The following is a 12,316-nucleotide window of genomic DNA, read 5'->3' on the forward strand; positions in this document are numbered from 1 at the left end:
GGACATATAAGAGACATCCAGAGGGATTGACGGAGCAATTTCATGAGTATTGATACAGCAACGCTGGGTTCCTCTGGCGCCATCGAGAGCAGAACCATCGACATGGTTCCTGAGAGCGAGCGCCACGGCACGCCCTCCAGCCAGTTCACCCTCTGGTTCGGTGCCAACATGCAGATCACCGCGGTGGTGGACGGCGCCCTGGCCGTGGTGTTCGGTGCCGAAGCCATGACCGCCATCCTGGGCCTGCTGATCGGCAACATTCTCGGCGGCATCGTCATGGCGCTGCACTCGGCCCAGGGGCCGCGCCTGGGGCTGCCCCAGATGATCTCCAGCCGCGTGCAGTTCGGCGTCAAGGGCGCAGCCCTGCCACTGGTTCTGGTGATCCTGATGTATGTGGGCTTCGCGGCCACGGGCACCGTGCTCTCGGGTCAGGCCATCAATCTGATGTTCGGCTTCCACAGCCCTGCGGTCGGCATCATCATCTTCGGCGCGCTCACGGCCCTGGTCGCCGTGGTGGGCTACCGGCTCATCCATGTGGTGGGGCGCATTTCCACCGTGGTCGGCATTCTGGGCTTTGGCTATCTGGCCTGGCAGCTGTGCCACCAGTTCGATGTGGTCTCGGCGTTCGGCCAGAAGCCTTTCACCTGGGCCAGCTTTCTGACCGCCATGGCCCTGTCGGCAGGCTGGCAGATGACGTTCGCACCCTATGTGGCCGACTATTCGCGCTATCTGCCCACCAGGACCTCGACCGCCGCCACCTTCTGGACCACGTTCAGCGGCAGCGTCATCAGCTCGCAACTGGCCATGACCTTCGGCGTGCTGGTCGCCGCCCTGGGCGCCAACTTCATCAAGAACCAGGTCGGCTTCATGGGCCAGCTGGCTGGCCCGCTGGCGGTGGTGATCTACCTGGTCATCGTCACCGGCAAGCTCACCGTGAACTGCCTCAATGCCTATGGCGGCTTCATGACCGTGCTGACAACGGTCAGCGCCTTCAACCGGAAAACGCAGTTCACTGCGACATCGCGCCTGCTCTACATCCTGGGCTTTGTGCTGGTGACGGTGCTGGTGGCCCTGATGGCCAGCTCCAACTTCCTGGCCACGTTCAAAAATTTCGTGCTGCTGCTGCTCACCGTCTTCGTTCCCTGGAGCGCCGTCAATCTGGTGGACTACTACCTGGTCTCCAAGGAAAAAGTGGACATCCCGGCGCTCTATGACAGCCAGGGCCGCTATGGCGCCTACAACTGGACGGCCCTGTCCTGCTATGTGATGGGCGTTGTGGTGCAGATTCCCTTCATCAACCAGGCCATGTATGTGGGCCCGCTGGCCAAGGCCATGAACGGTGCCGACATCTCCTGGATCGTGAGCCTGATCGTCACCTCGCTCGTCTACTACCCGCTGGCCAGGAGAAGCATGAATGTGCCCGGCCAGATGATTTACCCCAGCCCGGCTCCTGCCACGACCACAGGCGCAGACAGGAACTTTGCTGGTGCCACTTACGCCGTGCAAGCCGGCTGAATCCTCCCACCCATTCTTGAAGGATACGACCATGAACGCCAACGACGCCATCATCAGCGCGGCCAAGCAAGATCCCCGCTACGACGCCAGCCGAGAAATCCGCGCTCCCCGCGGCAGCGAGCTGCACTGCAAGAACTGGCTCGCCGAAGCGGCCTATCGCATGATCCAGAACAACCTGGACCCGGATGTGGCCGAGAACCCCAAGGCGCTCGTCGTCTACGGCGGCATCGGCCGCGCGGCTCGCAACTGGGAGTGCTATGACGAGATCCTGGCCCAGCTCAAGAAGCTCGAGGCCGACGAATCGCTGCTGATCCAGTCGGGCAAGCCGGTGGGCGTGTTCAAGACCCACCCCGATGCGCCGCGCGTGCTGCTGGCCAACTCCAATCTGGTGCCCAAGTGGGCCAACTGGGAGAAGTTCAACGAGCTCGATCAGAAGGGCCTGTTCATGTACGGCCAGATGACGGCCGGCAGCTGGATCTACATCGGTGCCCAGGGCATCGTGCAGGGCACCTTCGAGACCTTTGTCGAGGCCGGTCGCCAGCACTACAACAACGACCTGACCGGCAAGTGGATCCTCACCGCCGGCCTGGGCGGCATGGGGGGTGCCCAGCCGCTGGCCGGCGTGCTGGCCGGCGCCTGCGTGCTGGCCATCGAATGCAAGCAGTCCAGCATCGACTTCCGCCTGCGCACCCGCTATGTGGACAAGCAGGCCAAGGATATCGACGACGCGCTGGCCCTGATCAAGCATCACACCGAAAAGGGCGAGGCCGTCTCCATCGCGCTGCTGGGCAATGCGGCCGAAGTGCTGCCCGAGCTGGTCAGGCGCGCCAAGGCCGGCGGCATCCGTCCCGACATCGTGACCGACCAGACCTCTGCCCATGATCTGATCAACGGCTATCTGCCCGTGGGCTGGACTGTGGAGCAATGGAACGCCGCTGCGGCCGACCCCGGCCAGCACCCCACGCTCAGGAAGGCCGCCGCCCAGGGTTGCGCCCAGCATGTGCAGGCCATGCTGGACTTCCAGGCCATGGGCATTCCCACGGTTGACTATGGCAACAACATCCGCCAGGTGGCCCTGGACGAAGGCGTGAAGAACGCCTTCGACTTCCCCGGCTTTGTGCCTGCCTACATCCGTCCGCTGTTCTGCGAAGGCAAGGGCCCGTTCCGCTGGGTGGCGCTGTCCGGCGACCCCGAGGACATCTACAAGACCGACGCCAAGATCAAGGAGCTGTTCCCCGAGAACAAGCACACCCACCGCTGGCTGGACATGGCCAAGGAACGCATCGCCTTCCAGGGCCTGCCATCGCGCATCTGCTGGCTGGGTCTGGGCGAGCGCCACAAGGCGGCCCTGGCCTTCAATGAAATGGTCAAGAACGGCGAACTCAAGGCGCCCATCGTGATCGGCCGCGACCACCTGGACTGCGGCTCGGTGGCCAGCCCCAACCGCGAGACCGAAGCCATGAAGGACGGCACCGACGCCGTCTCCGACTGGCCGCTGCTCAACGCCCTGCTCAACACGGCGGGCGGCGCCACCTGGGTCAGCCTGCACCACGGCGGCGGCGTGGGCATGGGCTACTCGCAACATGCCGGCGTTGTGATCGTGGCCGATGGTACGGACGAGGCTGCGGCCCGCCTGAATCGCGTGCTCTGGAACGATCCCGCCACCGGCGTGATGCGCCATGCCGATGCAGGCTACGAGATTGCCGTGCAAGCGTCCAAGCGCCATGGCTTGAATCTGCCGATGGTGAAGTAACTGTCACCCCCTGAAGCGCTTACGCCTAGGTGGCCCCACGCCTTCCCCCTCTCTCGCTGCGCGGGAGGGGGACGACAGCCTCGGTGCGGGGCGGCCCTTCCTCGCTGTCTCTCGTCTGGGCCGTGCCAGTTTTAAGCTGCGTTTTGTGGTAGTTTTTTGTGCTTTTGATCGATGCAACGCTTTGACCTGAACCAGATTGTGCCCAGCCCGTGGAAGAACGGGGGCGGCAGCACGCGCGAGATTGCCTGCTGGCCGCAGGGCGCGGGCATGGACAGCTTTGGCTGGCGCGTGAGCGTGGCCACGATTGCCCAGGCCGGCCCGTTTTCGGCATTCCCGGGCATAGACCGCCAGATCATGCTGCTCGATGGCGACGGGGTGCGGCTGCACAGCGTCCAGGGCCAGGTCGAGCACGCATTGACCGATCGCTGGCAGCCCTTCGCCTTTTCGGGCGATACGGCTCTCGATTGCGATCTGCAGGGCGGGCCGTCCAGCGATTTCAATGTCATGACCCGGCGTGGACAATGGTCGGCACGGCTGGAGCTGCTCGCCGGCCAGGCCGAGGTGGGGCTGAGCGCTGCAGGACTTTGCATGGTGCTGCAGGGCAGCTGGAAAGCTGCCGACGGCCGGGTGCTGGAGACCGGTCAGGGCCTGTGGTGGAGCCGTACCGGGGCCGAGTCGCTGGTGGCGCAAGGCGAGGATGCCAGACTGATCCTGGTCAGCCTGACAGCGCACACCTGAAACAGGAGCAGCTTGCGCCTATGTACCGGACACTTCAATGAAGATTGATCTGAAAAGTTAAAAGGGGCAGGCGCTGGTAGCTATGAAATCAGGAGTTTCATGGCCTGGATTGTCGTTATCGAACACGAGGAGCATCGCCATGGCGCAAGCTAATCCCCATCCCGCAGTCTCCGCCGACGGCTGCTGGCACAACCTGCGTCTGGCGCCGGAGCTGTATGTCTCCGAGGTGGCGGATATTCCCGAAGGCACGCTGGCCTGCATCGTGGTGCAGCAAGGCCGCATGGTCTGGGTGGGACCGCAGCATGCCATGCCTGCCGAATACCAGGCGCTGCCCAGGCACGACGGCGCAGGGCGCCTGGCCACGCCGGGCCTGATCGACTGCCACACCCATCTGGTCTATGGCGGCGAGCGCGCCAACGAGTTCGCGATGCGCCTGGCCGGTGCCAGCTACGAAGAAGTGGCCAGGGCCGGCGGCGGCATCGTCTCCAGCGTCAGGGCCACGCGCGAAGCGTCGGAGGACGAGCTGGTGGCGCTGGCGCTGCCGCGTCTTGAACAGTTGCTGGCCGAGGGCGTGACGGCCATAGAGATCAAGTCGGGCTACGGCCTGGCCCTGGAACACGAGCGCAAGCAGCTGCGTGCCGCACGGCGCCTGGGCGAGCTGTGTGCCGTGACCGTGCGCACCACCTTTTTAGGGGCCCATGCGCTGCCGCCAGAGTATGCTGGCCGCAGCCAGGAATACACGGATCTGGTCTGTCAGGTCATGCTGCCGGCGCTGGCCGCCGAAGGCCTGATCGATGCCGTGGACGTGTTCTGCGAACGCATCGCCTTCTCGCTGGCCGAGACCGAGCAGGTCTTCGAAGCGGCCAAGGCCTTGGGCCTGCCCGTCAAGCTGCATGCCGAGCAGCTGTCGAATATGGAGGGTGCCGCCCTCGCGGCCCGCTATGGCGCCCTGTCATGCGACCATATCGAGCACCTGTCCGAGCACGGCATCACCGAGATGAAGAAGGCCGGTACCGTGGCCGTGCTGCTGCCCGGGGCCTTCTACACGCTGCGCGACACCAAAGTGCCGCCCATTGAAGGTTTAAGAGCTGCCAAGGTCCCGATGGCCGTTTCTACCGATCACAATCCGGGTACCTCCCCGTGCTTGAGCTTGCTGCTCATGGCCAATATGGCTTGCACGCTGTTCCGTCTGACGGTTCCCGAGGCTCTGGCCGGCATCACCCGGCACGCTGCGCATGCTCTGGGCCTGCAGGACGAGCAAGGCCTGATTGCCGTGGGCCGTCCCGCCAATTTCGTGCTCTGGCCCGTGCAGCGGGTTGCAGAGCTGGCCTACTGGTTTGGCAGCAAGCCTGACTGTACGGTGGTGCGCCAGGGCCGGATTGCGCAGCAAGCCAAAGCCTGAAGCGGGGAGCGCGAAAGGTTGCTGATGTCTCACGAACAATTTCTCAATGAACTGATTTCCACCCTGGGCGCCGATGTGGCGCTGCGCGGCAATGACACGCCGGAGCGTAGCCGCACCGACTGGAGCGGCACGCCGCCCCAGCAACCGCTGGCGCTGGTGCGCCCACGCACCACGGAGGAAGTCAGCGCCGTCATGCGTCTGTGCAGCGCCCACAGGATTGCGGTGGTTCCGCAGGGTGGACTGACCGGGCTGGCCGGTGCCGCAGTCCCTACGGAGGGCGCTGTCGCGCTGTCGCTGGATCGCATGAACCGCATCGAGGACATCGATGCCCAGACCGGGTTGATGCAGGTGCAGGCCGGCGTCACCCTGCAAGCCGTGCAGGAGGCGGCCGTGGATGTCGGCATGGTGTTCGGCGTGGATCTCGGCGCTCGCGGCAGCTGCCAGATCGGCGGCAATGTCTCCACCAACGCGGGCGGCAACGGCGTGCTGCAGCACGGCATGATGCGCGAGCAGGTGCTGGGCCTGGAGGTGGTGCTGGCCGACGGCACGGTGCTGCCCATGCTGCGCCCCATGATCAAGAACAACACGGGTTACGACCTCAAGCAGTTCTTCATCGGTGCCGAAGGCACGCTGGGCATCATCACGCGCGTGCTGCTGCGCCTGCGTCCTGCGCCGCAGGCCACGGCCACGACGCTGGTGGCCATGCCCGATTTCGACTCGGCGCTGGCCGTGCTCAAGCGCATGCAATCGCACTTCGGCAACAGCGTCGCGGCCTATGAGCTGATGTGGGACAGCTTTGTGCAGGCCTCCATGGCCTGGCTCAAGCTCGCTGCGCCTTTTGAACAGCGTTACCCCTTGCTGGCCCTGATCAATGTGGACGGCAAGGACGAGGCGCAGTTGCAAGGCGATGTGCAGCAGGTGCTCGAGGAGGCCATGGAGGCCGGCGAGGTGCTCGATGCCATCGTGGCCCAGTCGGTCGCCCAGGTACAGCAGCTGTGGAAGCTGCGCGAGGCACCTGCCGAGCTCAACAGCAATATGCATCCCGCGATCAACTTCGATGTGAGCCTGCCCCAGGCGGACATCGGCCGTTTTGCCGAGGCCTGCATGCAGGCCTTTGCCACTCGCTGGCCCGCTCACCAGGCGCTGTACTTCGGCCATGTGGGCGACGGCAATCTCCATGTCTCGGTGGATGGCAAGACCGTCAACGGCGAATGCGAGCAGGTGGAGGCGCTTCTCTACCGCATCGTGGGCGAGATGCAGGGCAGCGTCTCCGCAGAGCACGGCATCGGCCTGCACAAAAAGCCCTATCTGGGCAACAGCCGCACGCCCGCAGAGCTGGCGGCGATGCGGGCCATCAAGCTGGCCCTCGATCCCATGGGCCTGATGAATCCCGGAAAGGTGTTTGATCTATGACGAATTCCCTGGTGGCTTCGCTGGCCCGCGCCCAGGTGCGCCCGCTGCCCGCGTACAACGCCGGCCTGTCCAATGAAGCGGTGCGGGCGCGCTATGGCGTGACCGATATCGCGCGACTGGCCAGCAATGAAAATCCCTTCGGTGCCAGCGCCTCGGTGCGCCGGGCGATTGCCGAGGTGGCCAACGATGTGGGCAACTATCCGGATGCCAACTGCACGGCCTTGCGCGAAGCCATTGCCGAGCGCACCGGGCTGCCCGCCGGGCGTCTGGTGTTCGGCGACGGCTCGGAAGACCTGATCAAGATTCTCTGCGAGGTCTTTCTCGCCCCCGGCGATCTGGTGGTGACCCAGCGTCCCGTGTTCGGCCTGCACGAAATCTATCCAAAGATGATGGGCGCGGAGGTCGAGCTCCTCGAGCTGAACGAGGAGCTGGGCTTCGATCTGGGCGCCTGGTGCGCTGCCGTGGCCAAGGCCCCCAAGATCGCCTTCCTGCCCAACCCGTCCAACCCCGTGGGCTGCATGATGGATGCGGCGCAGTTTGCAAAGGTGCTGGAGGCCACGCCCGCCAACACCGTGCTGGTGGTGGATGAGGCCTATTACGAATACGCGCTGCATGACGATGACTATCCCGATGTGCTGGCCATGCTGGATGCGCGGGTCGGGCCCTGGATCGTGCTGCGCACCTTCTCCAAGGCCTGGGGCCTGGCCGGTCTGCGCGTGGGCTACGGCATGGCCGACAGCGCCGAGCTGGTGAGCCTGATGGACAAGGTGCGCTCGCCCTTCAACGTGAACATGGCGGCCCAGCGCGCGGCGCTGGCGGCCTGGAACGATCCTGCGCACATGCGCAGCGGCGTGGCGACCACGGTGGCGCTGCGCGAGGATCTGCGCAGACAGCTGCTGGCGCTGGCAGGGCCGTGCCAGCCGCTGCAAGGCCTGCGCATTGCGCCTTCGGTAGCCAACTTCCTGTTTCTCGACCTGGGCCGTCCCAATGCACCGGTGACGGAGGCGCTGCTCAGACAGGGCGTGATCGTCAAGCCCTGGAAGGAGCCCGGTTTCGAGAATTTTCTGCGCGTATCCATAGGTACCGAGAAGGACAACGCGCGTTTTGTTCTGGCTTTGCTCGCTGCGATGGAGCAGACTGAGCGCGTGACTGCATGAGCTGCGCGGTTTGATCTTTTCCGCCTCATAGAGACCATCACCATGACTGCATCCTCATCCATTTCGCGTACCTTGTTTGCCGCAGACGCCTTGCTGCCCACGGGTTGGGCGCGCAATGTCCTGCTGAGCTGGAACGAGAGCGGCCAGCTGACCGAAGTGCTGACCGATGTGGACCCGCAAAGCGGCGAGGCCGGGGAGGCGGAGGACGCCGCCAAGGCGGCCGGCCCGCTGATCCCGGGCATGCCCAATCTGCACTCGCACGCCTTCCAGCGCGCGTTCGGCGGGTTGACCGAATTTCGCGGTCAGGCGCAGGACAGCTTCTGGAGCTGGCGCAAGCTGATGTACGGCTTTGCCAATCGCATGACGCCCGAGGCGCTGGAGGCGATTGCGACCTGGCTGTACCTGGAGATGCTGGAGGCGGGCTATACCTCGGTGTGCGAGTTCCACTATGTGCACCATGATGCCGGTGGCAAGCCCTATGCCAACGATGCCAGCCTGTCGCTGGCGCTGCTGCGTGCGGCGCAGAAGACCGGCATCGGCATGACCTTGCTGCCCGTGCTCTATCAGACCAGCGGCTTCGGGGGCCTGCCTCCTCGCGAGGACCAGGCCCGTTTCATCCGCAGCACGGACAGCATGCTCTGCCTGCTGCAGCAGCTGGAGCCCGTGACCAGGGCGCAGCAGGCAGCTCTGGGCCTGGCTCCGCACTCGCTGCGCGCCGTGCCGCCGGACAGCCTCAAGACCGCGCTCGCAGGCCTGCACGCCCTGCTGCCCAAGGCTCCGGTGCACATCCATATCGCAGAGCAGACCCAGGAGGTGGATGACTGCCTGGCCTGGAGCGGTCAGCGCCCCGTGCAATGGCTGCTCGACCATGCTCCCGTCGATGCGCGCTGGTGCCTGATCCATGCCACGCACATGACGCCCGAGGAATATGCTGGCGCGGCACGCAGCGCGGCCGTTGCCGGCATCTGTCCCACCACCGAAGCCAATCTCGGCGACGGCATCTTCGACATGCCGCTGTGGCTCAGGCATGGCGGCCGCTGGGGCATTGGCTCGGACAGCCATGCTTCGGTGAATGCCGCCGAAGAGCTGCTGATGCTCGAATACAGCCAGCGCCTGAGCTTGCGCCAGCGCAATGTGCTTGGCGGCGGCGCCCAGCCCCAGGTGGCGACCTCCATGACCTTGCAGGCGGTGGCCGGCGGTGCCCAGGCCTCGGGCCGCGCCATTGCCGGTCTGGCCGTGGGCCAGCAGGCCGACTTCGTGGTGCTCGATGCCCGGCATGTGGCCCTCAACGGTCTGCCTGCCGACAGCGGCCATGCGGCCCATGTGTTTGCCAGCCATCGCACTTCGGCCATTGCCGATGTCTGGGTTCGCGGCCAGCAGCGCGTGCAGGCCGGCCGCCATGCGCTGCACGAGGTTGCGCAACAGGGTTTTGTCCAGGCCCGCAAGGCATTGTTGCAAGGCGCCTGAGCGCGGCTTGCCATCCGATTTTTGACACAAGAGAGACGCTCCATGAGCCAAGCCATCGCCCCCTTTGTCTTTCACCAGGGTACGGCACCGCTGCTGATTTCCATGCCGCATACCGGCACCCATGTGCCGGCCGACATTGCGGCCAAGCTCACGCCCGAAGGGCGCGAAGTCCATGACACCGACTGGCACATGCCGCAGCTCTACGACTTCGCCAAGGCACTGGGCGCATCCATTCTGGCTGCCACGCATTCGCGCTATGTCATCGATCTGAATCGTCCGCCCGATGGTGCCAGCCTCTATCCGGGCCAGAGCGTGACCGGGCTGTGCCCGGTTGACGGCTTTGACAGCAAGCCTCTCTATGCCAGCAAGGACCTGGAGCCCGACGAGGCGGAAGTCGCGCGCCGTCGCGAACTCTACTGGCAGCCCTATCATGCGCAGCTGCGCGCCGAGCTCGATCGCATCAAGAGCCAGCATGGCGTTGCCATGCTGTGGGATGCGCACAGCATCCGCTCGGTGCTGCCGCGCTTTTTCGAGGGCAAGCTGCCCGACCTGAACCTGGGCACCGCCGACGGCAAGAGCTGCGCGCCGGCGCTGGCCCAGCAGCTGCTGGATATTGCACGGCAGGCACCGGACCACACCAGCGTGCTCAATGGCCGCTTCAAGGGCGGTTTCATCACGCGCAACTATGGTCAGCCGGAGCAGGGCTTCCACGCCGTGCAGCTGGAGATGACGCAGTCCAGCTATATGCAGGAGCAGATGCCGTTCGACTACCTGCCCGAGGTTGCGGCCCGCATCCAGCCCACCATGCAGCGTCTGCTGCAGGCCGTGCTGGCCTTCGCCCAAGCCAGCGGCCGCTGAGCCGAGGCTAGTGGCCCTCGGCCTGCAGCTCGTCGCCTAGCCAGCGGCGCGGCCCCGGGCCGCCACGCTGGCATTGGTCGCCGGGGTTGTACATGCTGCAGACCTTGAGCGACAGACAGCCGCAGCCTATGCACTGGTTGAGGCTGTCGCGCAGGCGCTGCAGCTCGTCGATGCGCTCGTCCAGCCGCTGCTGCCAGATGCGCGACATCTTCTGCCAGTCGCCGCCCGTGGGCACATGCCGCGTCGGCAGCCGCGCCAGCTGCGCGGCGATCTCCTCCAGCGTGAAGCCCACGCGCTGCGCAAACACGATGTAGGCGATGCGCCGCAGGCCCGAACGGTGGTAGCGCCGCCTTCCGCTGCTGCTTCGCACCGATTCGATCAGGCCCAGCGACTCGTAGAAGCGCAACGCCGATGCGTTGACGCCGCTGCGCTGGGCGAAGTCGCTGATGCTCATCAGCGGATCATCCTCAATTTTCATGATGTCTTTCTCCGGAGCTTGACTTAAAGTTCACTTGAACTTGAAGAATGCCGCCATTGTGATCGATAGCCGGTGGAGCCGCAATCAACGGCCCATGCGCTGGCCGGAGTTCTTCTTATATTCATAGCTGCATCCGCTCGATGAAAAACGACTTCAGATGGTTTTGTGCCTGAAGTTGTTTATAAAAAAGCGATGGCAGCTATCTTTATTGAATCTCTTCCAGCCACCTGCCAATGCTTGTCACAAGCATGGCCGCTCCTGCGTCTTATCGGCAGAGGCGGTCGTTCCGTCAGGCCTGCTGCCGCCAGCAGGGCGGGCGCATTCATTCAGGGAGAGTCCATATGTCAGTCCATTCCACGCCGCTGCTGCGGCCCTTGCTGCTGGCAGGCGGCCTCGCGGCGCTGGTCCTGCTTTCAGGCTGCGGCCGTCCCGGAGCGGGCGATGCCCATGCCGGCAACGGCCCGCCGCCCGCGCCCGAGGTGCAGGTGGCCGAGGTCGCCTTGCAGGCCATACGCCCCTGGGACGAGTTCAACGGCCGCATCGAGGCCGTGGAGTCGGTGCAGCTGCGCTCACGCGTGTCGGGCTATATCGAGCGCATCGCCTTCGCCGAAGGCCAGGAGGTGAAGAAAGGCCAGCTGCTGTTCGTGATCGACCCGCGGCCCTACCGCGCGGCCCTGGCCAGCGCCCAGGCCCAGCTCGAACGCGCGCGTGCCGCTGCCGGGCTGGCGCAGACGCAGGACCAGCGCGCGCGCCAGCTGGTGGCCGAGAATGCGGTCTCGCGCGAGGAGGCCGACACGCGGGCCGCAACGCTGGCCCAGGCCACGGCCCAGGTACGTGCGGCAGAGGCCGAGCTGGCCACCGCACGGCTGCAGCTCGACTTCACCGAGGTGCGTGCGCCCATCACGGGCCGTGCCAGCCGCGCCCTGCTCACCGTGGGCAACATGGCCCAGGCCGACCAGAGCGTGCTGACCACCCTGGTCTCGCAGGACCCGGTGTATGTGTATTTCGATGCCGACGAGCACAGCTTTCTGCGCTACCAGAAAGCCGGCCTGAGTGGCCAGGGCCGCGCGGTGCGTGTCGCCCTGGTCGGCGACAGCGGCTTTGCCCATGCGGGCACGCTGGACTTCAGCGACAACCAGCTCCAGCCGGGCACGGGCACCATGCGTTTGCGCGCGCGCCTGGCCAACCCCGACCGGATGCTGACGCCAGGCCTGTTCGCACGCGTGCAGATGCAAAGCGGCCCGCAGCGGCAGGAGGCCGAGCCCCAGGCGCTGCTGATCGACGACAAGGCCGTGCTCACCGACCAGGACCGCAAGTACGTCTATGTGGTGGGCGAAGGCAATCTTGCCGAGCGCCGCGACCTTACGCTGGGGCGCATGGTCGATGGCCGGCGCCTGGTGGAAAAAGGCCTGGCAGCGGGTGACCGGCTGGTGGTGGGCGGCGTGCAGCGCATCTACTACCCCGGCATGCCCGTCAATCCCAGGCCGGTGGCATCGGCGGCCGCGCAGCCCGTGCCCGCCGCTGCGCAGTAAGGG

At 65.5% G+C, this 12,316-nt stretch carries 10 protein-coding genes; 9 read left to right on the forward strand and 1 reads right to left on the reverse strand.

Annotated features, from left to right (window positions below; translation table 11 throughout):
- Positions 1 to 42: 42 nt before the first annotated feature.
- The 8 genes from FSY59_RS10490 (at position 43) to hutG (ending at position 10,303) form a co-directional block, all read left to right on the forward strand.
- Positions 43 to 1,515, forward strand: coding sequence for a cytosine permease (locus FSY59_RS10490; RefSeq protein WP_050873036.1), 1,473 nt, complete (start codon positions 43 to 45; stop codon positions 1,513 to 1,515).
- Between the two features lie 31 nt (positions 1,516 to 1,546).
- On the forward strand, positions 1,547 to 3,268 hold the full coding sequence (hutU, locus tag FSY59_RS10495; protein WP_003059691.1) for a urocanate hydratase: 1,722 nt from the start codon (positions 1,547 to 1,549) through the stop codon (positions 3,266 to 3,268).
- Positions 3,269 to 3,439: 171 nt separating this feature from the next.
- Complete coding sequence (locus FSY59_RS10500; protein WP_148728925.1) at positions 3,440 to 4,006, forward strand: HutD family protein; 567 nt, start codon at positions 3,440 to 3,442, stop codon at positions 4,004 to 4,006.
- 139 nt (positions 4,007 to 4,145) lie between these two features.
- Positions 4,146 to 5,408, forward strand: a complete 1,263-nt coding sequence (gene hutI / locus FSY59_RS10505) for an imidazolonepropionase (RefSeq protein WP_148728926.1) — start codon at positions 4,146 to 4,148, stop codon at positions 5,406 to 5,408.
- 24 nt (positions 5,409 to 5,432) lie between these two features.
- Positions 5,433 to 6,821, forward strand: coding sequence for an FAD-binding oxidoreductase (locus tag FSY59_RS10510; RefSeq protein WP_043370483.1), 1,389 nt, complete (start codon positions 5,433 to 5,435; stop codon positions 6,819 to 6,821).
- Positions 6,818 to 7,978 carry a histidinol-phosphate transaminase gene (locus FSY59_RS10515; RefSeq protein ID WP_003059684.1) on the forward strand — a complete coding sequence of 387 codons (1,161 nt, stop codon included), beginning with the start codon at positions 6,818 to 6,820 and terminating at the stop codon, positions 7,976 to 7,978. The genes FSY59_RS10510 and FSY59_RS10515 overlap by 4 nt, the downstream gene beginning before the upstream one ends.
- Before the next feature lie 42 nt (positions 7,979 to 8,020).
- Positions 8,021 to 9,445, forward strand: a complete 1,425-nt coding sequence (locus tag FSY59_RS10520; protein ID WP_148728927.1) for a formimidoylglutamate deiminase — start codon at positions 8,021 to 8,023, stop codon at positions 9,443 to 9,445.
- Positions 9,446 to 9,487: 42 nt separating this feature from the next.
- Positions 9,488 to 10,303 carry an N-formylglutamate deformylase gene (gene hutG / locus FSY59_RS10525; protein WP_043370488.1) on the forward strand — a complete coding sequence of 272 codons (816 nt, stop codon included), beginning with the start codon at positions 9,488 to 9,490 and terminating at the stop codon, positions 10,301 to 10,303.
- Between the two features lie 7 nt (positions 10,304 to 10,310).
- Here hutG and soxR read toward each other — a convergent pair whose 3' ends face one another.
- Positions 10,311 to 10,781: a redox-sensitive transcriptional activator SoxR gene (soxR, locus tag FSY59_RS10530; RefSeq protein WP_050873028.1), complete on the reverse strand. Its 471-nt coding sequence runs from the start codon at positions 10,779 to 10,781 to the stop codon at positions 10,311 to 10,313.
- Between the two features lie 341 nt (positions 10,782 to 11,122).
- On the opposite strand from soxR, the gene FSY59_RS10535 reads away from it, so the two are divergent.
- Positions 11,123 to 12,313, forward strand: a complete 1,191-nt coding sequence (locus tag FSY59_RS10535; protein ID WP_148728928.1) for an efflux RND transporter periplasmic adaptor subunit — start codon at positions 11,123 to 11,125, stop codon at positions 12,311 to 12,313.
- The last annotated feature ends 3 nt before the right edge of the window (positions 12,314 to 12,316 follow it).

It is taken from the genome of Comamonas sp. Z3, assembly GCF_008121565.1.
GTDB classification, from domain to species: Bacteria; Pseudomonadota; Gammaproteobacteria; order Burkholderiales; family Burkholderiaceae_C; genus Comamonas; species Comamonas brasiliensis.